A 26124-nucleotide genomic window follows, 5' to 3' on the forward strand; every position below is an offset into this window, starting at 1 on the left:
CCTCCTCTTATTGGTCCATTAGTCTGCCTTTGCCAATTCATAGATCGCCTGGGCATAAATGGCCGTTGTCTTCAGCAAATCGTCCACGATAGCATATTCATCTTTTTGATGCATAACATCCTCACGTCCTGGGAACATCGCGCCAAAAGCAACACCACGGTCCAGAGCGCGTGCATAGGTGCCGCCGCCGATTGCCAGCGGTTCGCCCGTTTCGCCGGTCTGTTCCTCATAAACCTGCTTAAGCGTCTGAACAAGCGGATCATCTTTTTCAACATAAGCTGGTTTGGAATCTGTCATGTTCTCCATCGTGAGATCTTTTGCCGCAATGGCTTTTGTTAAGGTCTCTTTTCCTTTATCCATATCAAATGTTACCGGGTAGCGCATGTTGACGCCAATGCGCCCTTTCGATCCTCTTGTATATTGCATGACGCCTGCATTCATCGTTAAATCACCAGAAACATCATCAGAAACCGCCATGTTAAATGCTTCACCACGAGTCTGACCGCGGAATTCAGCAATTGTCTCGAGGAACTTTTTCCCTGAAGCATCCAGCGGCAGGTCCTGTAAAAACTGCGCGAGTCGTATGCCAGCATTGATACCGTTTGCCGGTTCGGCGCCGTGTGCACTCACACCATTCAGGGTGAACGTCATTTCTCCGTCCTCAGCACTGGCCTGTCCGTCCAGTCCAGCATCGGCAAGATAACGCTGATATGACTGTATCATGTCTTGTGTATTTTGCGGAGCCGTGATACGGGCTTCAGCATGGTCAGGCACCATATTGTAACGCAGGCCGGATTGGAATGTTTGTAAGACACGTTCATCTTGTGCAGCTTCCGCATCTGCCTGCAGCACCAGATCAAAATCAGATAAGCCTTTTTCTGCGAAGATTATTGGGAATTCCGCATCCGGAACAAAACCCATATCCGGCATTTCCTCTTTTGCGAAGTAGTGGTTAACACCCCGCCAGTCACTTTCTTCATCCGTTCCAATAATCAGACGAATGCGCTTATCGAGTGGCACTCCCAGCTCTTTTACGATTTTCATCCCATAATAAGCTGCTATCGTCGGCCCTTTGTCATCACTGGATCCGCGCGCATAAATTCGGCCATCTTTAATTGTGGCGCCGTAGGGTTCCATGCTCCAGCCATCACCTTCTGGGACGACATCAGCATGCCCAAGTATACCGAGCATTTCCTCACCTTCACCCATCTCCAGATGACCGGCAAGGTTGTCCACGTTTTTGACGGAAAACCCGTCGCCATCACCTAAATTCAGCATATAGTGCAAGGCATCTTTAACACCTTGGCCAAGCGGTGCCTCTGAGTCAGCCTGTTCTTCATTCAGGACACTTTTAATACTGAGAAACCCTTGCAGATCCTTAAGCAGCTCATCCTGCCGTTTGACAACTTCATCCATCCAATTGATTTTATCCATATCCTTATCACTCCTTCGTGCAGCCAGTCCTGTCATAAGTTAATACAACCTGGCAAGGCCAGCGCTTTCATCGTGTACCTTTTATTGTATCGCAGTTGTTCTTATGTTCAAACTATTTTCACTTAAGCCAGCCTTAATAAATTGAAAACGATTATCAATTACGGTATAATGTAGACTAGAATGAGTTTGAGCGATAGAGAGAGGGTTTGTCTTATGAATTGGCAGCAAGAGCCAGAGTTGTATGACATGACCATTATTGGCGGCGGTACCGCTGGTATGTATGCAGCCTATTATGCGGGTATGCGCGGCATGTCGGTGAAAATCATCGATTGTCTGCCTTTTCTCGGCGGAACCGTGACGGCTTTTTACCCGGAAAAAATGATTTACGATATTGGCGGCATCCCGAAAATCAGCGGCGCCGATTTTATCAGTCAAATGGAAGAACAGGCCTTAATGTTTAATCCGTCCATTATTATGAATCGTACGGTTAAGGCAATCGGTGGCAACGCTGATGCATCTCTGTCACTGACACTGGAAAATGGTGACGTGCATCATTCGAAGACAGTTTTAATTGCAGCCGGCCCGGGTGTGATAACTAAGCGAGAGCGAAAAGACGTGTATTTCTGCGATCCTGCTCCCATTGAAGCCTGGGGGTTTCCATTAGAAAGACGGCGCATACCCGTTTCGAACGACATGGAAACCCAGATGCCTCATGTATACGTAGCAGGTGATATGGCGGGTTATACCGGCAAGTGGCGGTTAATAGCCTCGGCTTATACGGAAGCTGTTACAGCAGTCAATCACGCTAAAACTTACCTTGATCCATCAGCTCCTGCTCAAGTGTACAGCTCGCTTTTATTAGATCCCTGATAAATGCTTTTTATGATTATTTTGTGATAACTCTTAGAGTGTCATTGACAGGACAGAGCGGGCAGATTATAGTACCATTAGCACTGTAATGAGAACTATTTTCAATTCACGCCCTTTTGATTATATAGGAGGTTATGTCATGGTCTCTGTAAACGCCGACAACATCGAGATCGGCTATGGCGAACAGCCGATCATTGAGAATCTATCTGTAGAAATCCCTCAAAATCAGATCACTACGATTATTGGACCAAATGGCTGCGGAAAATCAACACTGCTAAAAGCCTTAACACGTATTATCCCGCACCAATCCGGATCTGTTTTAGTTGATGGAAAAGACATTGCCAAGGAAAAAACCAAGGCACTTGCACAGAAGATGGCTATCTTGCCACAGAGTCCTGAAAGCGCCAACGGCTTAACCGTACGCGAGCTCGTCTCCTACGGCCGTTATCCTTATCAAAAAGGTCTGGGACGCTTAAAGCAATATGACCGCGAACTGATCGACTGGGCTCTTGATGTGACAAATATTTCTGCGTTAAGAAATGAGTCAGTCGATACATTATCCGGCGGGCAGCGTCAGCGCGTCTGGATTGCCATGTCGCTTGCACAGGATACAGACATGATCTTTTTGGATGAACCGACAACCTATCTGGATATGGCCCATCAGCTGGAAGTGCTGGAACTTCTTCAGCAATTGAATCTGGAACAAAGCCGGACGATCGTGATGGTGCTGCATGATTTAAATCAGGCGGCCAGATTCGCTGATCATCTCATTGCTATGAAAGATGGCGACATTGTTCAGACTGGTACGAGTGAAGATGTTATCCAATGTGATGTTTTACGCGAGGTTTTCTCGATTGATGCTGATATTTGCCGTGACCCAAGAACCAATAAACCTATGTGTTTAACCTATAACCTGCTTAAAGGAGAAAATCAGCATGAAGAAAATACTTGCCCTTTGTCTGCTCTTAACCGCGCTTTTGCTTAGTGCGTGCAGCGAGACATCAGATGATGATAATCAGAAAGATAAAGCTATGGACAAAGACCAGGATGACAAAGCTATGAGAACCTATGAATCTGAAGACGGTCCTGTTGAAGTCCCAAAAGATCCTGAACGCATTGTCGTTTTGACCTCCTTCTTTGCCGGGGATGTGGCAGCACTGGATGGCGATATTGTTGGCGTCGACCAGGGAGCGAAAAAAAGCCCTGTGCTAAAAGATAAGGTAAAGGATGCTGAGGTTGTCTCAGCTGAAAATGTCGAGAAGATTTTAAATCTCGATCCAGATTTAATCATTGGTCTGTCCTCGGTCAAAAATAGTGATAAATTAGAAGAAATCGCCCCAACCGTCACCTACACATACGGGGAGCTTGGTTACTTAGATCAGCGTATTGAAATCGGCAAGCTGCTCGGTAAAAAAGATCAGGCAAAAGAATGGGTACAGGACTTTAAAAAGCGGGCAGAGGATCTCGGAGAAAAAGTCAAAAACAACATTGGCGCAGATACAACGATCTCAGTTACCGAGAAATTTGATAAACAGTTTTACGTTTATGGTGATAACTGGGCCCGTGGAACGGAAATCCTCTATCAGGCTATGGATCTGAAAATGCCGGAAAACGTGAAAGAATCAGCGGAAGAGCAAGGTTATCTTTCTATTTCACCAGAAGCGATTCCAGACTACGCTGGCGACTATATGGTTATCGCTGAAGACCCGGGTGCCGACAATGCGTTTCAGGATACTGAGACATACAAAAATATTCCGGCTGTCAAAAACGATCACGTCATCCACGTGAATGCCAACGCATTTCATTTTAATGATGCGATCAGCCTGGATTATGAATTGAATGTATTCAAAGAGGCTTTTTTGGGTGAATCCTAATTTATCAAGGCGGAATGGGCGGGCTAGACATTCCGCCTTTTTCGTTTGCAATGTCCTATCATTCAATGATGCCCGATCTGTTCGGCCATCATAGCAAACACCGATCTTAACCTGCCGTTGCTTGTATAGCGAAAACCAGCATACAAAAAGAATTTTTGTATTTCCAGTCTGCATTCAGAAAGATGAGAGCCATGGCAAAATTCATAAAGACCATTCCCATGTTTTATAAATTTATCATAGCACTTGTCCTTTTGCTCGCCTCGTTTGGGGTGACTGCATTCTTCGGGGCGGCCGATACCACGATGCATGATGTCCTGGCAGCATTTGGCTTCCACGCAAAAACTGACGCCGCCGTTCTTATCCGCGAAATACGCCTGCCGAGAGAGACGGCAGCTGTTTTTGTGGGTGCAGCCTTAGCCGTATCAGGCGCATTGATGCAGGGTGTAACCCGGAATCCGCTGGCAGACCCGGGCCTGCTCGGACTCACAGCAGGAGCAAATGCCGCTCTCGCTCTCACACTCGCTTTTTGGTCTGGACCATCAACATTTGTGATTATGATTGCCTGCTTCATCGGCGCTGCAGTTGGGATGCTCCTTGTTGTTGGCATTGGCGGTATGAAAAAAGGCGGTTTGTCGCCTTTTCGGATTGTGCTTGCAGGAGCTGCTGTCTCAGCCTTTCTAGAAGCCATTGCAGATGGAACAGGTCTCTACTTTAAACTCTCAAAAGATGTGAAAATGTGGACGGCAGGCGGTCTGACCAGCACCGTCTGGCAGCAGCTTGAGGTTGTCGTACCATTTATTCTGGCAGGTATCATCATAGCACTGCTCTTTTCACGTCATCTCACCGTTCTGAGTCTGAACCAGGATGTTGCGGTTGGCTTGGGCCAAAAAACCACCTTTATAAAAACGTTCCTGTTTCTGGCCATCATTTTGCTTGCCGGTGCTTCCGTAGCTCTTGCGGGCAACCTCGCCTTCCTTGGTTTGATGATTCCGCATATTGTGAGGGCAGTCGTTGGACCGGATTATCGATTCATCGTACCTATGTCGGCAATTGCTGGCGCAGCGTTCATGTTATGGGCGGATACACTGAGCCGCACGATGAACGCCCCCTATGAAACGCCGGTTGCTGCGATTATCGCTATATTCGGGCTTCCATTTTTCCTGATTGTTATCCATAAGGGAGGCCGCACTTTCTCATGATCCGTACATCATTGCATCACAAACAACGCCTGATTTTATTAGGCTTTAGTTTATTAATCATCGCGACCGCTTTTATCGGAATGGGTCTCGGGGATGCGTCTCTCCCGTACAGCCGATTGCCTGCCGTTCTCCTGGGCAACGGTGATTTAAAAGAAAATTTCATCCTGTTTTCTATACGCTTGCCCCGGTTAACCGTCACACTTCTTGCCGGTATGGCACTGGGTGTCTCTGGTGCTATTCTGCAGGGCATGACACGCAATGATCTGGCCGATCCTGGCATCATTGGGATTAACAATGGAGCAGGTGTCGCCATCGCTGTATTCTTCCTCTTCTTCCCAATTGAAGCAGATTCATTTGTATATGTATTGCCTGTCGTTGCTTTCATTGGAGCTTTCTTAACAGCTGGATTGATTTATGTCTTTTCCTACAGCCGCTTCACCGGTTTTCAGCCGGTTCGTTTGGTTCTGGTGGGTGTGGGCTTTTCGATGGCGCTATCAGGGGTGATGATTGTACTGATCTCGACAGCAAGCCGTGAAAAGGTTGACTTTATTTCCAATTGGCTGGCGGGAAGTGTTTGGGGAACCGACTGGGTCTTTGCTGGTGCCATGCTCCCCTGGCTTATTATCCTGATTCCATATGCCCTATGGAAAGCCCGCCGTCTCGATATACTCAGCCTGGATGAATCGACAACCATTGGACTCGGTGTTGCCTTGGGACGGGAACGGTTAACCCTGCTTCTGGCAGCCGTTGCCTTGGCGGCTGCTGCGGTATCTGTGACGGGAGGCATTGCCTTTATTGGCTTAATGGCACCGCACATTGCACGTGCCCTGGTTGGTCCGCGTCACGGACTCTTAATCCCGGTCGCGACGCTTGTCGGGGGCTGGCTTCTTATGCTTGCAGATACAATTGGTCTTCATTTGATTGAACCTAATGGCATGCCTGCCGGTATCGTCACCGCTTTAATTGGCGCACCTTACTTCTTATATTTATTAATACGAAAAATTTAAGCAGACTCAAAAGAAGCTGGATTTAGCGAAGAAAATATGGGGAATCCTGCGGAAGCAGAGACTGCGCCAAAATGCCCGCGGACGTGGCGAGAACGAGGAAGCTCACCAGCGCCCGCGGAAAGCGGCGTCTATTTCCGGAGCAGCCTTATTGCCTTAACGCTAAGCAGACTGCTTCTGCTTCTTCTGTTTCTCCAGTTTCCGCTTTTCAGTCGCATCAACAACCACACTCGCAGCAGCATCCCCTGTCACATTCACCGATGTGCGCATCATATCCAGGATCCGGTCAATGCCGCCAACCAGCGCGATACCCTGCAACGGCAGATTAACAGCACTTAACGCCATTGTCAGCATAATCAGGCCTGCACCTGGCACACCAGCTGTTCCGATCGAGGCAAGTGTCCCGACCAGCACGACTGTAGCCATTTGTGAAATCGACAAGTCGATACCAAAATACTGGGCAACAAACATGGAACACAGACCAACATACAGGGCGGTTCCATCCATATTGATTGTCGCACCCAGCGGCAGCACAAAAGTGCTGACCTCTTTGGAAACACCAAGGTTCTCCTGAGCACTTTTTATCGTTACCGGCAGTGTTCCTGAACTGCTGCTGGTGCTGAAAGACACGGCCGTTGCCGGAAAGATCCCTTTAAAGAAACGGATAGGACTCATTTTGCCAAATTGCTTGACGATTAAAGCATACACAATGGCCAGCTGAATAACACAAGCTGCAAGCATTGCCAGAACAAGTTTAATTAACGGCAGCAATACATCGGCGCCATACTCGCCGACGACAGGCGCTAAAAGTCCGAAAACACCAATCGGTACAATTGCCATAACCATTCCGGTGATCTTATACATAACCTCTGCCAGTCCGTCAAAGAACCGCTGGACCGGCTGTGCCTTTTCACCAACAAGTGTAATAGCAATACCAATCAGTAACGCAAAAAAGATAATTTGCAAAATATTGCCTGATGCCAGTGCTTCAAACGGATTCGTTGGCACAATATTTAAGATCGTCTGAATGACACCATCCGTTTCAGTCGGTTCAGGCGCCTCTTTTCCTTCTAAGGATATATCTATACCGCTGCCTGGCGAAAACAGTTTCCCGGCAACAATCCCTAATGTAATAGCCAGCATACTGGTTACCAGATAGAAGATAACCGTTTTACCGCCAAGTCGCCCAAGCTTTTTCACATCACTCGTGCTGGCGACCCCAACAACTAATGTGGCGAGCACTAAAGGCGTAATAATAAATTTGATCAGGCGGAGAAATAGATCCCCAAGCGGCTGAACAACCTCCATCTTATCGCCGAAAATGATACCGGTTACAATAGCTAATACAAACGCAGCAATTAACTGCCATATAAGACTCTTTTTCATTTGTAGTCCCCCCCTAGTCTGTCTTTGGATGTTTCTATCAATCTATTACGTCATGCAATTTGGATATATGCAAAAATTAATACAATTCTATTTGACCAGCACTGCCAAATGCAGAATATCTCATATTCTACCGTATTATATTACATGCGTGCAACAATTTATGTCTGGAATTTAAAACGCAGCGATACCCATGAACTGGAACACGAATTCAATTTATTGTATACTTAGGAGTGGTTACATTTGTATTTAAGGAGGGAAGACAAGTGGCTATCTCGCAGCGCAACATGCCCCGCATGCATAAACAGCAGCAAATAAGAAAGCGGCTGAGACGGGCATTTAATTATCGCGTGCACTCATTGAACAATCCTTTTGTTCAATTGAATCCTTATCGGGTTGCACCTTTGTCGGCGCTTGTTCAATTTACAACAAAAAAACCGGCATCGATCACTTTAATGATTCATGGTGACACGCCAATTGAAAAAACAGTTCCAGGCTATCATACTATTCACCAGATCCCGATTATTGGCTTATATGCTAACAAACGAAACCGGGTTACCATTACCGCAACTACACACTCCGGGCAAACGACAACCAATACCATTCAGATAAAAACACAAGCATTACCGAAGGATTTTTTACGGGTGAGCGTGACTAACGCAGATAAAGAAAAAATGGAAAATGGGCTGACATTTATCGTGCCAAGCGCCCACTACGCTTTTGCTATCGACCATAAAGGCGAGGTGCGCTGGTACAGCAAAATTAATATCCGACAACTGTTCAAACCGACTGAAGACGGGAACTTTTTAATCTATACTAAGCCGAATAAAGAAACAAAACATAACCGCATCATAGAAACAGACTTGCTTGGTCAGATTTATAATGCATGGACCATCTATCCAAAAGAGGACATTCCCAAGACTGCAGTTAATACGGATGCGATCAAACGCGCCAATCATAATCTGCTTGTCACAACCCATCAGGAAACATCCTTGAGTGTAAAAGACAAACTCACCGAATTCAACCGGCATACAGGCAAGCCCATAAACAGCCTTAACTACCGGTCAATCTTTCCAGACAGCTTTTCAGAGGATGGCGGTGACTGGCTGCATAACAACGCCATATGGGCGGACAGAGAAGACGATGGAAAAGTGATTATGACAGCAAGACACCAGGATTTAGTCATGAAACACAGTTTCCCTGAAGGTGAGGTAGATTGGATTCTTGCCTCACCTGAAAACTGGCCAGCGTCATGGGAAAACACATTATTGACACCCATAGGCGATCATTTCAAATACCCGGGCGGACCGCATGCCGTTATGACACTGCCCGATCAGGATGGTAACCCAGAAACACTGGATATTCTGCTGTTTGACAATAATAACGTTCTCACACGTGGAGACCAGCAGCTTAGTCAAACGTTCAGCCGGGCTGTACAATACCGGGTCCATGAAACAAACCAGACAGTTGAAGAGGTATGGTCCTACGGCGAAGAACGCGGAAAAGCCTTCTTTTCACCAATTGTGGGCGACGCCGATTGGCTGCCGGAAACAGGCAACCGTCTTATTACATCTGGTTATATTCAAACAGGAACCGGCCGTTCCTCCAAAATTGTCGAAGTAACTGACAGCAGCGAAGACGTGTTCGAAGCAACGATTTATGGCTTCGCACCCGAAAGCAAACAGCACGTATACCGGGCTGCAAGATTTAAGGTACCAGGTACATAAACAATTCTGAATTGTTTATGTACCTGGCACCTATTAAAAGTGAGGTAGATAGTAATGTGGACAACAATTATCATTATTGCGGTTGTCGTGATCATTGCGATATTGCTGATTACGACTTACAACAAACTGGTTAAGTATCAAAATTGGGTGCAGGAAGCATGGAGTCAGATTGACGTCCAGCTGAAACGCCGTCATGATTTGATCCCTAATCTGGTTAATACGGTGAAAGGCTACGCATCCCATGAACAGGAGACACTGGAAAATGTCATTCAGGCGCGCAACCAGCTTGTGAGCGGTACACCTCAGGAACGGATTGATGCTGATAACGAAATCGAGGGGAGTTTGAAATCAATTTTCGCCCTATCGGAATCCTATCCGGATCTCAAAGCGAATGAGAACTTCCGGGAACTGCAGGAAGAACTGACCACAACGGAGAATAAAGTCGCCTACTCGCGTCAGCTGTACAATAAAACCGTCGCCGACTACAACATTAAATGCGAATCATTTCCAGCGAATCTTATGGCCAATATGTTCAATTTCCAGCACGAAGATCAACTGACAATACCGGAAGAAGAGCGCGAAGCACCTGACGTGAATTTCTAATGGAGGAAGCCTATGCTGTATGAACAAATCGCCCAAAACAAACGCAAAACAATGCTGCTGGTGACTCTATTCACAATCCTCGTTTTGGCAATTGGGTGGGCAATCGGGTATTTATTCGGTCATAGTCCCTGGACAAGCCTGGTCGTCACGCTGATCATTCTGGCCATTTACGTTCCTATCACCTTTATGTCAGCGAATTCTCAGGTCCTCAGCATGTCTGGGGCAAAGGAAGTAACAAGTGATGATTATCCTGAACTGGTAAATATTGTGGAAGAGTTGTCAATTGCTGCCCGCATCCCCAAGCCTAAGATCCATGTAATCGAGGAAGCATCACCTAATGCATTTGCGACTGGTATTAAGCCGGAAAAAGGGTCTGTCGCCGTAACCACGGGCTTGCTCGATAAGCTGAACCGTGAGGAACTCTCCGGCGTAATCGCGCACGAGCTGGGTCATATCCGCAACTATGATATTCGGTTAATGACCATTTGCATCGCGCTTGTCGGTGTGATTGTCGTCATCGCACAATTCGGATCACACATGCTGTTATTCAGCGGCGGCCGGGGTGACAATCAAAAACGCAATCCGCTTTTAATGATCGTCGCTCTCGTCCTGGTCATTCTGGCACCGCTTGCCGCTCAGTTTGTCCGGCTTGCAGTCTCACGAAACCGGGAATATTTAGCCGATGCAACATCAGTAGAATTGACACGAAATCCGGCTGGCATGATCAGCGCTTTAAAGAAAATCAGTGGTGACTCAAATGATGTGGAGCGGGCTGATGATGCAACAGCTGCAATGTATATCGACGTTCCCCGTAAAAAGAACCGAAAAAAACGCGGCAGCCTCTGGGCAACCCACCCTACTATTGAGAGCCGTATTGAAAAATTGCAGGAAATGTAGCGTAACAGGAATGATCTTGAAATCATCGGACGGAAGCGTCGGTATATAGTGAAAGACAGACACATGGCTGAGCCTGAGCCAGTCAGGAAAATCCAGCAATCCATCAAAGCTGTAAATGGTTACACTTGCCCGGCAAACTACCTTCTTATTTTAAATTCGCCTATTTTAGTGTTAAAATAATTAGGTAACCTAACGAAGGAGTGATAACGATGGGTAAACTGCAAGATAAAGTAGCCATTATTACTGGCGGTGCCGGCGGTATTGGCCAGGGAATCGCCACAGCTTTTGTTAAAGAAGGAGCAAAAGTTGCGATTTTAGACCTCGATGAGCAGTCCGGCCAAAAAGTTGTCGAGCGACTGCAGAAACATCAGCCGGAATCAATGTTCATTCAGGCTGACCTGGCCAATCATGATAAGTTAAAAGACATTGTCGACCAGGTTGTAGACAAGTTCGGCAAGTTGGATATTCTGGTTAACAATGCACATGCTTCAAAAGCTAAACCTTTCCTGGAGATAACCCAGCAGGATCTGGATTTGTCATTTAACACTGGCTTCTATCCAACATTTTACTTGATGCAAGCAGCTATTCCGCATTTGCAGAAAACAGAAGGGAATATCATTAACTTTGCCTCAGGTGCCGGAATTGAAGGCCATGCTACTCAAGGTGCTTATGCTGCAGCAAAAGAAGGAATCCGTGCCCTGACACGAGTGACAGCAAATGAATTTGGCAAAGACAGCATTAATGTGAATCTGATTGCTCCGATTGCCAACTCTCCCGGCGTTCAGCAGTGGGCAAAAGAAGAACCGGAATATTATCAGCAAGTCCTGGAAAACATTCCGATGCGGCGTTTTGGTGAACTCGAAGAAGATATCGGGCATGCGGCCGTATTCCTGGCAAGTGAGGATTCCTCTTACATTACAGGCCAGACAATCAACGTTGATGGCGGCTCTGTGAAGTTTTGAGAGCCAAAGAATGAACGATTCCATCTTTCATCTCATTCGTTTAGCGGAGCGTTTTAACGATGCATTGCTGATTCGTTTCTATGAGAATTATTCGCATCCGATTGGTATTTCTTCTATTCTCGCGTTACATCAGCTGCACTTGCAAGGACCTAGCAAGCCAACTGCTGTAGCCAAGGAACTCGGCTACACACCCGGCTCGATAACGAATGTGGCCAATAAGCTTATTAATCAGGACTACGCCGTTCGCCAATATGATGAGCAGGACCGTCGTAAAGTATTGCTGGCTATCACAGAACAAGGAGAACAGGCTCTCACGGACGCCCAACAAACAGGACATACGTTGCGACAGGCATTATTTGAAACGTTGACTGACAAGGAAGTCGAGCAATTCTTAAGTATTTATGAAAAATTACTGCAGCAGCTCGAAAAATAGACAAGCTCGACCCATACGCTTCTAAGACATGGTTTAATGAGACCCAGGTTTTCGTCACATCGTCAGCTTGGGTCTTTTAATGTAAGCTTGGGCCATCCTGATACTTCTGTTTCAACACCACCCCTGGCATGAGCCGTTTCTGTCACCCTCCCTCCTGCCATTTCACATTAGATAAAACGATCTTTAGCTTCCCGGTTGCTTTACCATGTTCATGAAAACAAAAAATTAGTTAAAAATTAAGAAAATTACTTGTCAAATGCATAGTTTTAACTTATAATTCAATGTAGTAATTTTCAGTTAAGTTTGAAATTTACACCCGGACAGTTGGCAAAAGGCTCTGAATTCAGCCGCAAACGCTTATGAATGGGAAACATCCGGAAGCTAAATTTAGGCATTAGGGTGATGACATTGACAAAAACGTTACTGAACATTAATAATCTGACGACATCATTTCAGATTGAAGACGCCTATTATGCAGCGGTGGATGATGTATCGCTGACACTCAATGAAAATGAAGTACTCGCGGTCGTTGGGGAATCGGGCTGTGGAAAAAGTGCCCTAGCCTTCTCGATTATGCAGCTGCATAATCGGGCCAGAATTGAAGGTGATATTTTATTCAAAGGTGATGATATCACAACTTATGCACGAAAGCAGATTAATAAATTGCGCGGTGATCAGATGGGCATGATCTTTCAGGACCCGCTGACGGCATTAAATCCATTGAAATCGATTGGTGACCAGATCACGGAAATTCTTCTGCTGCACAATAAAAAGCTGTCCAAAGACAAGCGCAAAAAGACGGCCATATCTTTACTTGACAAGGTAGGCATCACATTTCCTGCCCACGTGTACAATCAATTTCCGCACGAACTGTCAGGCGGTATGCGCCAGCGTGCAGTGGTTGCGATTGCGATCGCCAATGACCCGGAAGTATTAATTGCAGATGAACCGACCACATCACTGGACGCCACCATTCAATCGCAAATTCTCGATTTGCTTAATGATCTGAAAGAAAGTATGCATGCCGGCATTATTTTAATCACACACGATTTAGGCGTAGTCGCAGAAATGGCCGATCGTGTAGCTGTGATGTATGCGGGACAAATGGTCGAAATCACGGATGTTTACACACTGTTTAACAATCCGCAGCATCCCTATACCCGATCGCTTTTAAGTTCAGTGCCAAGTTTGGAGGCTGTTGACTCGAAACTTCATGTCATTCAGGGTATCGTTCCCTCACTTAAAAAAATGCCGCGTGAGGGCTGTCGTTTCCGTTCCAGAATCCCCTGGATCGACCAATCAGCACATGAAGACCATCCCCAGCTGCGAGAAATAAGTCCCGGTCACTTTGTCCGCTGCACGTGTTATCAGTCATTTTACTTCCCGGATGAAGGAAAGGAGGATCAGCACCATGGGGTTTCTTGAAGTCGACAATTTAAAGGTACACTTCCCGGTTAAAGGCGGTATATTTGGGCGAACGGTTGATCATATCAGGGCTGTGGACGGTGTTTCATTTTCAGTCGAGGAAGGAAAAACTTATGGACTCGTTGGCGAATCAGGTTCAGGCAAAACAACAACAGGCCGTGCCATTATTGGCTTAAATCAACCGACATCAGGACGGATTCTTTATAATGGCTATGATATTACAAACCCGAAAAAAGCGGCAATCGATATCCCCCAGGAAGTTCAAATGATTTTTCAGGATCCTTATTCATCACTTAACCCACGGAAACGTGTCCTGGATATTATTGCTGAGCCATTGCGCAACTATGAGAAATTATCCAATAAGGAAGAAAAAAAACGTATCCAGAATTTGCTGGAACTGGTTGGTCTAAGTCCTGACGATATTATGAAATATCCTTTTCAGTTTTCCGGTGGTCAGCGGCAGCGTATCGGTGTTGCCAGAGCTATCGCCCTGAAACCGAAGCTGATTATTGCAGATGAACCCGTATCGGCGCTTGACGTATCAGTGCAGGCTCAGGTTCTCAATTTCATGGAAGATATCCAGGAGGAATTAGGACTCACCTATATTTTTATCGGCCACGATTTAGGCGTTATCAGGCATATGTGCGACGATATCGGCATTATGTATAACGGACGCTATGTTGAAGAAGGAACAGTTGAGGACATTTTCAATCACCCGCAGCATATCTATACAAAACGGCTTGTTGCGGCTATACCGGACATCAACCCCCAAAACCGTCAGGAAATGATCAGTCACCGTCAGAAGGTGGAGAAAACGTATGAAGCATCTTATAACGATTACTTCGGTGATAACGGACGTGCATATGATCTCAAACAAATATCAGATACGCATCTAGTAGCCTTGCCAGAGAAAGGTTGACCAAATATGTGGAAATTTACTTTACGGCGCATTTTCATTATGATACCGCAATTATTTTTGTTGAGCGTTATCGTGTTTTTAATGTCACAAGCCATGCCAGGTGACGCGTTAACGGGCCAGATTGATCCAAGTATTGACCCGGAGGCGATTGCTGAGCAACGGGAGCAACTAGGATTGAATGACCCGTGGTATGTTAAATATACCGACTGGATCACTGGTATATTTCATGGAGATTTCGGTCAGTCGATGGTCCATAAAATGGATGTTTCGGAACTGGTTTGGCAGCGGGCCGTCAATTCCTTCTGGCTCGGGGTATTTACGCTGGTTATCACCTATGCCATTGCTGTTCCATTAGGACTGACAAGCGGCCGATTTAATGACTCATTACTGGACAGCTCGATAACCGGCTACACCTATATTGGGTTCGCCACACCTATTTTTATTTTCGCACTCATTATGTTATGGATTTTTGGCTTTAAATTGGGTCTGTTCCCGACAAGCGGGAGTGTTACCCCAGGAACCGAGTCAGGCACATGGGAGTACTTTCTGAGCCGGCTCAATCATTTATTATTGCCAGCCCTATCACTTGGTTTGATTACAACCGTCAATACGGTGCAGTATTTGCGCAGTGAAATCATTGATACGAAACAGAAAGATTTTATTATTACAGCACGTGCAAAAGGGGCATCTGAATCCAGAGTCTACAACCGCCATATTTTACGCAATTCGCTTTTGCCCATTGCTGCTTTTTTCGGCTTCGAACTGACCGGTTTAATAGGCGGAACGGTATTTGTCGAACAAATTTTTGGTTACCCCGGAATGGGACAGCTGTTTTTAAACTCGATAACACAACGCGACTATACCGTGGTAACATCCGTTGTTTTGCTGCTCGGAACAGCTTCTGTTCTCGGAGCGCTGATTTCGGACATTATATTAAGTATTGTAGACCCTCGCATCCGTATTAAATAAGAAATCCAATGACTCTGAGGTGACTGAAATGGAGAATAAATATGAGCAGCCGGCAAACGAAACATTAAATCAGTCCGCTGAAAATGAAAGTCCATCCGGCTTGCGCATTTTCTGGCGGGAAATCGTCCGTGACAAAGTAGCACTGCTATCTTTAATTTTCTTAGTTGCTGTGATGCTGTTTGTCTATGGAACGTCGCTTATTCTAAATCATGAGGACATTGTTAAAGTTGATTTATTTGCAATCCATGAGCCGCCTTCGGACGAATTTCTACTGGGGACGGATTATGGCGGCCGAGGTATTTTTGGTCAATTAATTGTCGGTACGAGGAATTCTATCTCAATTGGCGTTCTTGTCACACTGTTGACAGGTATCATTGGCGTTGTCTACGGCTTGATATCCGGTTATTTCGGCGGACACATTGACAATATTATGATGCGTATTCTGGACTTTTTCCTTATACTTCCTTTCTTAATGATCGTGATTGTATTTGTAGCACTGGTTCCGAAATACGGCGTGGTATCCTTTTCACTTATCATGACACTATTTTTGTGGATGGGAATTGCCAGATTGATTAGGTCAAAGGCCCTGCAGGAAAGAGAACTGGATTATGCACAGGCCTCCAAAACACTCGGTTCATCAAATCTGAAAACAATGTTTAGTCAGGTTTTACCGAATATAAGCTCTTTGATTATTGTAACGATGACATTGAACTTAGCCAATAATATCGGCCTGGAGTCCGGGTTGTCCTTTCTGGGATTCGGCTTGCCGGAAGATACACCAAGTCTGGGGACGCTGATCAGTTATGCCAAAAACCCGACAACCCTTGAACAAAGGTGGTGGATTTGGCTGCCGGCATCGCTTATGGTTTTTGTCTTAATGCTGAGTGTTAACAATGTCGGGCAGGCACTCAAGCGTGCAGCTGATGCCAGACAGCGAAGGGGGTGATTAATTTGAAGAAGAGGTCATGGTTAGCCATGCAGATAGTATTCAGGTGTGGTTATACCAGTATTTAAGATTAAATAACAAGGGAGGTCTGTTGAATGGCGAAATCTTACTTATTTAAGACATGGTTCGCACTGATGTTAGTGCTCCTATTGACACTTTCAGCCTGCAGCGGAGAGTCTGATGAGGCGGAAGACAATACAGATGATGGTAAAGACAGCGAGGAGCAAGAGGGCGACTCTGACGAAGACAAAGACGGAAACGGAGACAAGGCCGAAGCGTCCGATGATAAACTGTATTCGATAGACGACTTCGATCCTGCTAAAACAAATGAAGGCGAGCCCATGGATGGCGGTACACTGAATTATGGTCTCGTAACAGATACAGCTTTTGAGGGATCTTTGAATTGGCAATACTACGATGGCACCTATGATGGTGAAATTCTCGATTGGTTTGGCGGAACACTTTTAGATTTTGAAGAGTATACCATTACAAAAGATGGGGCCGCAACCTATGAAGTGTCTGATGATGACCGTACCTTTACCTTCACCATACGCGATGATGTCAACTGGCATGATGGTGAACCGGTTACGGCTGAGGACTGGGAATTCGCCCATGAAGTCATCGGCCATCCGGATTACGACGGACCACGCTACACAGCAGATTTTCGTAATATTGAAGGCATGGACGCCTATCATAATGGAGAAGCTGATTCCATATCCGGCATTGAAGTCGTTGATGACAAAACAATGAAAGTTACCTTTAAGGAAGCAACACCTTCCCTGAAAACTGGGGCTATCTGGTCTTACCCGATGGCTAAGCATATTTTCGGAGATATGCCCGTTGGAGACATACCCGAATCACCAGAAGTACGGGAAAACCCAATCGGATTTGGGCCGTATAAAGTTGAGGAAATCGTGCCAGGCGAATCTGTAACACTATCGGCCTATGAGGATTATTGGCGCGGTGAACCGAACCTTGACAAAGTTATCATTAAAACAGTTAACCCGAATACTGTCGTGCAAGCATATGAAAGCGGTAAGGTCGACATTGTCGATAGCTTCCCGGCCGATCAATATCCGGAAAATGCTGACATGAGTAATGTCGAATACTTGGGCACCATCGACCGGTCGTACACGTATATCGGCTTCAAACTGGGGACTTGGGACAATGAAAATGACACAGTTGCTCCTGACCCAGATGCTAAAATGGCCAACAAAAAGCTACGGCAGGCCATGTGGCACGCTGTCGACAATGATACCGTCGGCGAGAAGTTTTACCACGGCCTGCGCTGGAATGCAACAACGCTGATTCCACCGTCTCATCCAACGTATCATGATGACGACAACATGGGACGGAAATTTGATCCGGAAAAAGCAAAAAAACTGCTTGATGAAGCCGGATATAAAGATACAAACGATGACGGCTTCCGCGAAGACCCGGATGGTGAGGAGCTGGTTATCAATTTCGCATCAATGTCCGGCGGTGACACAGCAGAACCATTAGCCAAGTATTATATTCAGGCTTGGGAAAAGGTCGGTCTGAACGTAGAGCTCTTAAATGGCCGTCTGCTGGAGTTTAACACGTTTTATGAAAAGATCGGTCAAACAGGCGAGGATGACCCTGAGGTTGATATCTATCAAGGTGCCTGGTCCGTCGCTTTTGACGTCAACCCTCAAGGCTTATACGGACGTGACGCTCTGTTTAACTTCTCACGTTATGCCAGTGAGGAAAATGATGAACTTCTCGAGAAAGGCATCTCCGAAAAAGCATTCGATCAGGACTATCGACAAGACGTCTATAATGACTGGCAAGAGCTGATGGTTGAGGAAGTACCAGTATTCCCAACACTATACAGATCTGCCATTGTTCCGGTCAATAACCGGGTTGTTAACTATGATATTACCATTGGAACGACGACAATACCACTAAATGAAATTGGCGTAACGCAGGAAGAGCCGTATACAGCCGATTAACCAACTATGAAAGAGGATGCCTGAATAACGGCATCCTCTTTTAAGTGAAACCTATTAATCTAATAGTATCGATAAGCAACCGGAGCGGGTTTAGTCACACAAGTGTCATTCTAGTGGTTCGCACTTTTGTAAGAATCCCTATTTTGCTTGCTTATGCTGTTACAAGTATTATGTTAGAACCAGTGATCCGGTTCCGGGTTTAGATTATGGTAAATATGTTTGGTTTCCTGATATTCATCCAAACCTGCTTTTCCGAGTTCACGGCCAATACCGGATTGTTTGAAACCGCCCCATGGCGCGTGTGGAAAATAGAAGTTAACTTCATTAATCCAGACAGTGCCCATACGCATTCTGGCGACACAGCGCTCGGCCTTAGCGATATCGCTGGTCCAGACACCTCCGGCAAGTCCATAAATTGAGTCATTTGCCAGCTTAATAGCTTCATCTTCTGTCTTAAATGTCTCAACCGTGATGACTGGCCCGAATCCTTCCTGCTGGACCACATCCATATCGGTTGTACAATTGGTCAATACAGTCGGCAAATAGAAGAAACCATCTTGCAAAGCCGGATCATCAGGTTTTTGTCCGCCGACTGCCACCGTTGCACCTTCCTGAACGCCCGTTTCGACATAATTCGTTACTTTATCTAAATGCTCCTGTGAAATTAAAGGCCCCATCTGTGTTGTGTCATCAAAACCGTTTCCAAGTTTAATATTTTTAACGCGGTCGACTAAAGCCTGGACAAAGTCATCATGGATGCTTTCTTCGACAATTAGTCTCGTACCGGCTGAGCAAATTTGCCCGGCGTGGAAATAGACAGCATTGAGAGCCTGGTCAACAGCGGTATCAAACGCTGCATCAGCAAATATCACATTTGGGTTTTTACCGCCCAGTTCGAGTGCCAGTTTTTTAACATTAACACTGGCTGCCTGCATGATCTTTTTGCCGGTTTTAATGCCTCCGGTAAATGAAATCAGATCAACATCCGTATTTCGGGAGAGCTCAGCGCCTGCCGTATCACCTGCACCAAGGACTAAATTGGCCACACCTGCAGGTACACCTGCCTCCTCTATCAATTCAAACACTTTGACATGGGTCAGCGGTGTGATTTCACTCGGCTTGATCACCAGCGTATTACCGGCGACAAGCGCTGGTGCAAGCTTCCAGGAAGCCTGAAGCAGCGGATAATTCCATGGTGTAATCTGACCGCAGACGCCCACAGGTTCTTTGACAACCCGACTGACAGAATCTGAAACGGGTGAGTCGATGACTTCCCCGCCATCTTTATCAGCGATTTCCGCATAATAGCGAAACACGCCAGCAATATCTTCCATATCACCGCGGCTCTCTTCGACTGTTTTGCCCGTATCATGTGATTCAAGTTCTGCCAGTTCTTCGCTGTCCCGCTCAATCAAGTCAGCGATTTTACCAACAATTCTTCCGCGTTCGGTCGCAGGTGTCTGAGGCCAGGAACCCTGATCAAATGCGTTTCGTGCAGCCATTATAGCCTTTTGGGCATCCGATGCATCACCTTCAGCTGCCTCAGCAATAACTTCCTGGTTAAATGGGTTAATAATCTCCCGCGTTTTAGCTGAGATGGCGTCTACCCATAGTCCATCAATATATTGTTGCTTAGTGCTCACACGCTATTCCTCCCATTATTAAAATCAAACTATATTAAGTTACAATTTAATAGTTTAAACACTTTAAAACTATCGTAGCATTTTACATTTATCAAAAGCAAATAAATACTACAGCAAAGCTAGCCGGCCACAGTTCCTTTCAAATTCAGGATGAGAACGCCTGAGAAAATCAGGAGAACACCCAGAACGCCTGCCAATGACAACGACTCTTTCCACACCAATACACCAATCAAAATTGTCATCGCCGTACCAATTCCCGACCACACAGCATAACCAATACCTAAAGGGATCGTTTTTAATGACTGGGCCAAAAGATAAAAAGAAAAACTATAACTGATTATCACAATAATAGACGGAAACAGATTACTAAATCCATTACTTGCTTTTAAGGCCGTTGTCCCAACCACCTCCCCAATTGTTGCAATCAGAAGATAAACCATTCCCCGCATCAGTTCATTCCTCCCTTGTCAGCTGAATAAGCCTTTCTAAAACACGTTGACGCCGCGTTTCATTTAATGGCGCCAAACCGAATATTTCTGAAAACCAGAGCCCGTCGACTGCTAAACGCAAAATCGTGGCATTAACAGGCTCAAGTCCATCATGCTCAATATTGCTTTGCCATCCCTGATAAGCTTCCTGCACTGGTTTTAATAAATCAGGATTAATGCCAGCAGCAGCCATCAGGCCTGCATCCATACTTTCATCTGCCGAACTTTGCTGGAACGTTCCTTTGATAAATGACCGTGTCCATTTCCCCTGCTGTGAGGGATCATCACTGGCCTCTTGATTAATGAAATCTTTGTAGCGCTGCATCAGGTGTTGAATCATTCCTCCGATCAGCGCATCTTTAGATGGAAAATGATAAAGCAGACCGCCTTTACTAATTCCAGCGCGTTTCGCCGTCCCTTCCAATGTTAAATCCAGTATTCCATCTGATTGCACAATACCTGCAGCAGCTTCGAGAATTTTATCTTGCGTTTCTTGTTTAGACACAGCATAATTCCTTTCAATTTGGTTTATAGTTATATTATACCGTCCGGACGGTATAATGTCAAAAAATCAAATATCCTTCGACACTATTTCACATTTTATTACCCAGGAAATATTTTAAGGAATGACTAACAGACTGGCAGCTCAGGCTGCATTATCAGTCATTATAAACAGTTCCTTTGACTTTTCTGACTCATTCACCTTTAATTGACATTGTATTCAGCAAGCTACAAAAACGGCGGACTTACTCCTGCTTGCTGACACGGAATAAACTCTTAGCAATTTCCAATAAACATCTTGATCTGAGGAGGTATGCACCATGCAAGCATTTGTACGAACAGATTCGAGCAGTAACCATGTCGAAATCGCGGACGTCGCAGTTCCTGAGATTAGTAATAATGAAGTTCTCGTGCAGGTGGAGGCGTTTGGCGTTGGTATTCACGATCGATTTTTTATTCCAAAGAATACTGATTTTCCCTATCCAATTGGCACTGAAGGAGCAGGCAAAATTGTGCAGACCGGCAAGCAAGTGACCGATTTTGCAGTTGGCGATCGCGTGATATTTATGACCACTCTGCAGCCAAAAGGCGGTGCGTGGGCAGCATATGCTGTAACTGATCAGACAGCACTTATCCCTATGCCTGATGCTCTTAGCTTTCAGCAGGGCGCAGCCATTCCCGTTGCAGGTAACACTGCACTGGAAAGTATGCGTTCCCTTAGCCTTAATGAAGGCGATTCGCTTTTCATCGCTGGCGCATCCGGAGCGATCGGCACCTTTGTCATTCAGCTGGCAGCAGCTAAAGGCATCCACGTAGCCGGCTCAGCCTCAGCTCAAAATCATGACTATATGGAATCCCTTGGTGCAGAAAAAACGGTCGATTATCATGACCCTGACTGGCAAACGCACATTAACGAGTGGTCCAATGGCGGTGTGACAGCTGCTTTGGCTATACAGCCGGAAACTGGAAAAGACAGCATGGACATTGTTAAGGACAGTGGAAGAGTCATCACCGTATCAGGCGGCCAGTTTGAAGCTGAACGTGATATAACCGTTGAGCAAATCGGCCATCATGATGATAGTCAAAAAGAGGTTATTCAGCTTGTTCAAAACATTGCTGACGACAAAATTAAGCTGGTTATCGAAAACGCTTATCCATTTGAACAAGGCTTAGATGCTCTTCAAAAAACAGAAACCAGACATGCCCGGGGCAAATTGGTGGTCACACGTCCGAGTGAGTAATCGTAAGAAGTTAGGTTTCTAAAAAATGGCGATTCATATGACAACAAAAGCGAACAGTCCAAAAACTGTTCGCTTTTACCAATTCAAATGATCAACCACTAACTTACGCATCAACGATATAATGATACATTCGTTGCTCAATCGGTTGATCTAAAACCATATTCATATGAACGACTGGGACCATTTGTCCTTTTGTATTCGGCATGGTTGTTTGCTCGACCGACCTTTTATCTGGCAATGGTCTCCCTAGATAATAAAAGTCGCCCCCATCTTCATCATCGCTTTTTTTGACAAACAAATGAATATCTATCCCCTGTTCTTTCGCATAGATAATTTTTTGTACTTCACTAGATGAGATATTGACATTGTTTCGCGATTCCCACTTCATTATTTCTGGACTTATCAACTCATCGCCGTAAGCTACACTATCATCAACTTGAGAGTCTTTGTGGTACGTCACAAATATCGGACATGTCTGATGTTTGACTTTATAACCAAACATCGTACCTTTCTCATCTTTGTCCCAATTTAATAGTCTGCATACATCTTTTCTCGTGTATTTTTCATAACGGGTGAGTCCGTTTCCTGTTCCATACCTCTCGCTTCGTTTCAAACCGGTTTGAATAACATCCTCGACTAAATGCTTGAACTGGGTATTAACCTCTAAACTCTTTTGTATTTTATGATTAAAAGAGTAGTTGTTATCTGCGTCCCATTGAACAATTGGCATCGTACCATACTTATCCTTATCCTTTTGTGTGAAGAAAGATAAATTAAATATGCGATGCACCGACTTCAGAGTATCCTGATCAACCAAACAACCAGAATCTCGTAAAGCGTCCAGGTAAGTGTTATAGGTTATTGTCTGTTTTCTTAATAACTGATCAAGTAGAATCAGTTCATGCTGACGTTTCCCATTTAAAAATTCTAAGGTGAACATCGTTAGAATACTAGTTTCATAAGAAGAAAATCCTTGAACATCCTCCCTCATTTTGATTAAGAAGGTATAATAATTTTTAAATTTGTTCGCAATAACAACAGGATCAATTGAATGATTTATGATAAAATCATACAGATAAGGCGTTCTACCTATGCGATTTTTCAATGCTGCAAAAGCATCTTGAATTGTCCTCATCGACGTCAACTTACTCGCATTGATCGAGTCAAATATCTGTTTCTTTGCAATCTCTTCAAAGTTGACAGTAGAAACACCTTTAATATAGCTGCTTTCTGTCGTACGTCTGCGGATATTATCTTTGTTTTGCGATCCATCTCCTGATAGAGCAATCGGTATTAAATAATTGTTTTTATAGTTACCAATGAAGTCGATGATTGTGGCAAAGTCTTTGGACCCATGTTTGCGTAGTCCACGGCCTAATTGCTGAATGAAAACGATACTGGATGCGGTCTGCCTTAACATGACGATCTGATTAATGCTAGGAATATCAATACCTTCATTAAAAATATCGACAGTCAAAATATAGTCGAGCGCACCATTTTCGAGACGGTCGACCTGATGCAATCTTTCCTCTTGTGAACTCTTTCCTGTTAGCGCAGCTGTCCGGTAACCTCTTTCATTCAAAGCTTGTGATAGTTCAATAGCTTCTTGTTGGCGGCTGCAAAACATGATCCCTTTAACCCTGTCACCTGAGTGACCATAATAATGAACCTTGTCCATAATATGTTCAACGCGCTCATCTGTTACAAGATTGGATAACATCGTCGTATCATCAATGAGTTGCCCGTTATATTCAAAATCAGTCACACCAAAATAGTGAAACGGGGAGAGCATATCCTCTTCAAGGGCCTCTTGCAGCCGGATTTCATACGCAATATTGTAATTAAATAGCTCAAATATATTAAAATCGTCCGTGCGCTCTGGCGTGGCAGTCATACCTAACAAGAAGTCGGGATTGAAATAATCAAGGACTTTTAAATAGGAAGAAGCTCCTGCTTTATGAACCTCATCAACTAAAATATAATCAAATTCCTGAGTGCTAAACTGATTTAACACATCTTGTTTGGAGATCGTTTGTATCGTTGCAAATAAGTACGTCACATTTGTTTGCTTGCTCGAACCTGATAGAATGCCAAAATCTTTGTCCATTCCTCCCATAACGCGTTGGAAATCGGCCATGGCTTGTTCTAAAATTTGCGCACGATGAACAATAAATAACATACGTATTGGGGCCACACGACGGACATCAAACGCTGCTAAGTACGTTTTGCCCGTTCCGGTTGCAGAAATAACAAGTCCTCTATCCTGCCCTTCATCTCTAACAGCTTGTATATGTTTCAAGGCTTCTTCCTGCATCTTATTTGGCTGAATCGTTACGGCTTCTCTTACTGGATTGGCACCGTACGTTTTAGGTAATTCCATCACTTTGTTTGCTGTCTCGTAAGTTTCAGGCTCATACATGGCTTCATAGCTCGCAATCCAATCGTCGGTTAATAGACTGGCTTGCTCCCATGCCCTTTCAAATTGATCTTTAAAGTGTGCAATAACCTCACCATTCTGATGGGATGTGACTTTTATATTCCATTCATAGTTTACTTTTAAGGCTTGGGCCGTAAGATTTGAACTACCAACGATCAACGAAACATGTTGATCATGGTCGAATATGTAACCTTTTGAATGAAATCCTTCTAAACTGGTTAGTCGAACTTCTACATTCGTAATCTTCATGAGCTCTTTGAATACTTTGGGCTGATTAAAATGTAAAAACGTAGACGTTAAAATGCGTCCACGCACACCTCTTCTTTTGAGATCCAACAATTGGGATTTTAAAGTAGCAAGACCACTTTCTGTAATAAATGCCACCGAAAAAATGAATGACTGACAAGTATCAAGCTCGTCAACCAGAGATGTTAATACATGTTCATTCGCTCGCGTATCGTTCACTAATAACTCAGGTTTATATCTGCCTGCTGTACCAATATTCTGATCAATAAACCCTTTATATAAAGAATTCTCTAAGTTACTTAAAAAATCTTCCACATAATCACCGCAATACAAGTGTAATTCATTTTAGTTGTCAATTAATCTCTAGCTAACTTATCGACTGCTGGAATATCAGCCGCAGCCCAATCGAGTGTTAGTAATTCTTCTTTTGGCAACCACGTGAATGTTGCATGTTCGGTCAAGACTGGCTCACCTTTCAGCAGTTCACAATAAAACGTTGTTAAATGAACAATCCCAAAGTCGTATTCATAGACGGTATGATCGACTTGTTCACCAACTTGAATATCACAACGCATTTCTTCTTGTATCTCCCGCTGAAGAGCTTGTTTAGCGCTTTCCCCTTCTTCTATTTTCCCACCAGGAAATTCCCATTTATAGGGTAATGTTTTTGTCTCACCTCTCTGAGCACAAAGAATTTGCTCCAGATTGACAATAACAGCACCAACCACATGGATGTTTTTTTTGCTCATTAAGACCTCTCCTATTGTTGATTGTCTTTGTAAATCATTATACTGGAATAATGAGGGCTATTTAAAGAGAATAAAACGTTCCTTCACCGCACTGGATCGAGAGCGTAAAATAGTTTGTGTAAATCGCAATGACTCAATAATGGTCATAGAAAAAGGAAGACCCTTTCCTGTAGAATAGAGTTAGCCAAAACACACCCACAG

Annotated in this window: 23 protein-coding genes; 16 read left to right on the forward strand and 7 right to left on the reverse strand. The window is 44.7% G+C overall.

What is annotated here, in order from left to right:
• Positions 1-18: 18 nt before the first annotated feature.
• Positions 19-1434, reverse strand: a complete 1416-nt coding sequence (pepV, locus tag ACFQU8_RS04060; RefSeq protein WP_382357894.1) for a dipeptidase PepV — start codon at positions 1432-1434, stop codon at positions 19-21.
• Between the two features lie 213 nt (positions 1435-1647).
• On the opposite strand from pepV, the gene ACFQU8_RS04065 reads away from it, so the two are divergent.
• The 5 genes from ACFQU8_RS04065 to ACFQU8_RS04085 all read left to right on the forward strand — a co-directional run bounded on the left by ACFQU8_RS04065 (position 1648) and on the right by ACFQU8_RS04085 (position 6384).
• A complete protein-coding gene (locus tag ACFQU8_RS04065) occupies positions 1648-2304 on the forward strand; it encodes an NAD(P)/FAD-dependent oxidoreductase (protein ID WP_382357895.1) in 657 nt (218 codons plus the stop codon).
• 139 nt (positions 2305-2443) lie between these two features.
• Positions 2444-3289 (forward strand): ABC transporter ATP-binding protein, encoded by an 846-nt coding sequence (locus ACFQU8_RS04070; protein WP_382357896.1) that lies wholly within the window; start codon positions 2444-2446, stop codon positions 3287-3289.
• Positions 3240-4178: an iron-hydroxamate ABC transporter substrate-binding protein gene (locus ACFQU8_RS04075; RefSeq protein WP_382357897.1), complete on the forward strand. Its 939-nt coding sequence runs from the start codon at positions 3240-3242 to the stop codon at positions 4176-4178. Before ACFQU8_RS04070 ends, ACFQU8_RS04075 begins: the two co-directional genes overlap by 50 nt.
• A gap of 191 nt (positions 4179-4369) precedes the next feature.
• Complete coding sequence (locus ACFQU8_RS04080) at positions 4370-5377, forward strand: FecCD family ABC transporter permease (RefSeq protein WP_382357898.1); 1008 nt, start codon at positions 4370-4372, stop codon at positions 5375-5377.
• Positions 5374-6384, forward strand: coding sequence for a FecCD family ABC transporter permease (locus ACFQU8_RS04085; RefSeq protein WP_382357899.1), 1011 nt, complete (start codon positions 5374-5376; stop codon positions 6382-6384). Before ACFQU8_RS04080 ends, ACFQU8_RS04085 begins: the two co-directional genes overlap by 4 nt.
• Before the next feature lie 159 nt (positions 6385-6543).
• Here the strand turns inward: ACFQU8_RS04085 and ACFQU8_RS04090 are convergent, their stop codons facing one another.
• Positions 6544-7767, reverse strand: coding sequence for a dicarboxylate/amino acid:cation symporter (locus tag ACFQU8_RS04090; RefSeq protein WP_382357900.1), 1224 nt, complete (start codon positions 7765-7767; stop codon positions 6544-6546).
• 263 nt (positions 7768-8030) lie between these two features.
• Here ACFQU8_RS04090 and ACFQU8_RS04095 point away from each other — a divergent pair, with 263 nt between their 5' ends.
• From ACFQU8_RS04095 to opp4A, 10 genes are all read left to right on the forward strand, one after another.
• Positions 8031-9491, forward strand: coding sequence for an aryl-sulfate sulfotransferase (locus ACFQU8_RS04095; protein WP_382357901.1), 1461 nt, complete (start codon positions 8031-8033; stop codon positions 9489-9491).
• A 54-nt stretch (positions 9492-9545) separates the two neighbouring features.
• Positions 9546-10094 carry a LemA family protein gene (locus ACFQU8_RS04100; RefSeq protein ID WP_382357902.1) on the forward strand — a complete coding sequence of 183 codons (549 nt, stop codon included), beginning with the start codon at positions 9546-9548 and terminating at the stop codon, positions 10092-10094.
• A 12-nt stretch (positions 10095-10106) separates the two neighbouring features.
• Positions 10107-10991, forward strand: coding sequence for a zinc metalloprotease HtpX (gene htpX / locus ACFQU8_RS04105; protein ID WP_382357903.1), 885 nt, complete (start codon positions 10107-10109; stop codon positions 10989-10991).
• Positions 10992-11200: 209 nt separating this feature from the next.
• Positions 11201-11953 carry an SDR family NAD(P)-dependent oxidoreductase gene (locus ACFQU8_RS04110; RefSeq protein ID WP_382357904.1) on the forward strand — a complete coding sequence of 251 codons (753 nt, stop codon included), beginning with the start codon at positions 11201-11203 and terminating at the stop codon, positions 11951-11953.
• Between the two features lie 10 nt (positions 11954-11963).
• Entirely contained in the window at positions 11964-12386 is a 423-nt protein-coding gene (locus ACFQU8_RS04115) for a MarR family winged helix-turn-helix transcriptional regulator (protein WP_382357905.1), read from the forward strand.
• Between the two features lie 408 nt (positions 12387-12794).
• On the forward strand, positions 12795-13811 hold the full coding sequence (locus ACFQU8_RS04120; protein ID WP_382357906.1) for an ABC transporter ATP-binding protein: 1017 nt from the start codon (positions 12795-12797) through the stop codon (positions 13809-13811).
• Entirely contained in the window at positions 13798-14730 is a 933-nt protein-coding gene (locus ACFQU8_RS04125) for an ABC transporter ATP-binding protein (protein WP_382357907.1), read from the forward strand. The genes ACFQU8_RS04120 and ACFQU8_RS04125 overlap by 14 nt, the downstream gene beginning before the upstream one ends.
• 6 nt (positions 14731-14736) lie before the next feature.
• On the forward strand, positions 14737-15699 hold the full coding sequence (gene opp4B / locus ACFQU8_RS04130) for an oligopeptide ABC transporter permease (protein WP_382357908.1): 963 nt from the start codon (positions 14737-14739) through the stop codon (positions 15697-15699).
• Positions 15700-15727: 28 nt separating this feature from the next.
• Positions 15728-16645 (forward strand): ABC transporter permease, encoded by a 918-nt coding sequence (locus ACFQU8_RS04135; RefSeq protein ID WP_382357909.1) that lies wholly within the window; start codon positions 15728-15730, stop codon positions 16643-16645.
• 95 nt (positions 16646-16740) lie between these two features.
• The gene (opp4A, locus tag ACFQU8_RS04140) at positions 16741-18618 is read left to right on the forward strand and encodes an oligopeptide ABC transporter substrate-binding protein (RefSeq protein ID WP_382357910.1); all 1878 of its coding nucleotides are present in this window, start codon (positions 16741-16743) and stop codon (positions 18616-18618) included.
• Positions 18619-18791: 173 nt separating this feature from the next.
• On the opposite strand, the gene betB is transcribed toward opp4A, so the two are convergent.
• The 3 genes from betB to ACFQU8_RS04155 form a co-directional block, all read right to left on the reverse strand.
• Positions 18792-20261 (reverse strand): betaine-aldehyde dehydrogenase, encoded by a 1470-nt coding sequence (betB, locus tag ACFQU8_RS04145; protein ID WP_382357911.1) that lies wholly within the window; start codon positions 20259-20261, stop codon positions 18792-18794.
• Positions 20262-20380: 119 nt separating this feature from the next.
• Complete coding sequence (locus tag ACFQU8_RS04150) at positions 20381-20710, reverse strand: DMT family transporter (protein ID WP_382357912.1); 330 nt, start codon at positions 20708-20710, stop codon at positions 20381-20383.
• 4 nt (positions 20711-20714) lie between these two features.
• A complete protein-coding gene (locus ACFQU8_RS04155; RefSeq protein ID WP_382357913.1) occupies positions 20715-21254 on the reverse strand; it encodes a TetR/AcrR family transcriptional regulator in 540 nt (179 codons plus the stop codon).
• Between the two features lie 316 nt (positions 21255-21570).
• On the opposite strand from ACFQU8_RS04155, the gene ACFQU8_RS04160 reads away from it, so the two are divergent.
• Positions 21571-22491, forward strand: a complete 921-nt coding sequence (locus ACFQU8_RS04160) for an NADP-dependent oxidoreductase (RefSeq protein WP_382357914.1) — start codon at positions 21571-21573, stop codon at positions 22489-22491.
• Positions 22492-22594: 103 nt separating this feature from the next.
• Here ACFQU8_RS04160 and ACFQU8_RS04165 read toward each other — a convergent pair whose 3' ends face one another.
• On the reverse strand, positions 22595-25489 hold the full coding sequence (locus ACFQU8_RS04165) for a DUF3427 domain-containing protein (protein ID WP_382357915.1): 2895 nt from the start codon (positions 25487-25489) through the stop codon (positions 22595-22597).
• Positions 25490-25530: 41 nt separating this feature from the next.
• Positions 25531-25923 (reverse strand): (deoxy)nucleoside triphosphate pyrophosphohydrolase, encoded by a 393-nt coding sequence (locus ACFQU8_RS04170; protein ID WP_382357916.1) that lies wholly within the window; start codon positions 25921-25923, stop codon positions 25531-25533.
• Positions 25924-26124 lie beyond the last annotated feature (201 nt).

It is taken from the genome of Lentibacillus kimchii (assembly GCF_042666895.1).
GTDB classification, from domain to species: Bacteria; Bacillota; Bacilli; order Bacillales; family Amphibacillaceae; genus Lentibacillus; species Lentibacillus kimchii.

Coding starts and splice junctions, on each gene's coding strand:
- pepV (WP_382357894.1), bottom strand. CDS start 1,434: ATGGATAAAATCAATTGGATGGATGAAGTTGTCAAACGGCAGGATGAG.
- ACFQU8_RS04065 (WP_382357895.1), top strand. CDS start 1,648: ATGAATTGGCAGCAAGAGCCAGAGTTGTATGACATGACCATTATTGGC.
- ACFQU8_RS04070 (WP_382357896.1), top strand. CDS start 2,444: ATGGTCTCTGTAAACGCCGACAACATCGAGATCGGCTATGGCGAACAG.
- ACFQU8_RS04075 (WP_382357897.1), top strand. CDS start 3,240: ATGAAGAAAATACTTGCCCTTTGTCTGCTCTTAACCGCGCTTTTGCTT.
- ACFQU8_RS04080 (WP_382357898.1), top strand. CDS start 4,370: ATGGCAAAATTCATAAAGACCATTCCCATGTTTTATAAATTTATCATA.
- ACFQU8_RS04085 (WP_382357899.1), top strand. CDS start 5,374: ATGATCCGTACATCATTGCATCACAAACAACGCCTGATTTTATTAGGC.
- ACFQU8_RS04090 (WP_382357900.1), bottom strand. CDS start 7,767: ATGAAAAAGAGTCTTATATGGCAGTTAATTGCTGCGTTTGTATTAGCT.
- ACFQU8_RS04100 (WP_382357902.1), top strand. CDS start 9,546: ATGTGGACAACAATTATCATTATTGCGGTTGTCGTGATCATTGCGATA.
- htpX (WP_382357903.1), top strand. CDS start 10,107: ATGCTGTATGAACAAATCGCCCAAAACAAACGCAAAACAATGCTGCTG.
- ACFQU8_RS04110 (WP_382357904.1), top strand. CDS start 11,201: ATGGGTAAACTGCAAGATAAAGTAGCCATTATTACTGGCGGTGCCGGC.
- ACFQU8_RS04115 (WP_382357905.1), top strand. CDS start 11,964: ATGAACGATTCCATCTTTCATCTCATTCGTTTAGCGGAGCGTTTTAAC.
- ACFQU8_RS04125 (WP_382357907.1), top strand. CDS start 13,798: ATGGGGTTTCTTGAAGTCGACAATTTAAAGGTACACTTCCCGGTTAAA.
- opp4B (WP_382357908.1), top strand. CDS start 14,737: ATGTGGAAATTTACTTTACGGCGCATTTTCATTATGATACCGCAATTA.
- ACFQU8_RS04135 (WP_382357909.1), top strand. CDS start 15,728: ATGGAGAATAAATATGAGCAGCCGGCAAACGAAACATTAAATCAGTCC.
- opp4A (WP_382357910.1), top strand. CDS start 16,741: ATGGCGAAATCTTACTTATTTAAGACATGGTTCGCACTGATGTTAGTG.
- ACFQU8_RS04150 (WP_382357912.1), bottom strand. CDS start 20,710: ATGCGGGGAATGGTTTATCTTCTGATTGCAACAATTGGGGAGGTGGTT.
- ACFQU8_RS04160 (WP_382357914.1), top strand. CDS start 21,571: ATGCAAGCATTTGTACGAACAGATTCGAGCAGTAACCATGTCGAAATC.
- ACFQU8_RS04170 (WP_382357916.1), bottom strand. CDS start 25,923: ATGAGCAAAAAAAACATCCATGTGGTTGGTGCTGTTATTGTCAATCTG.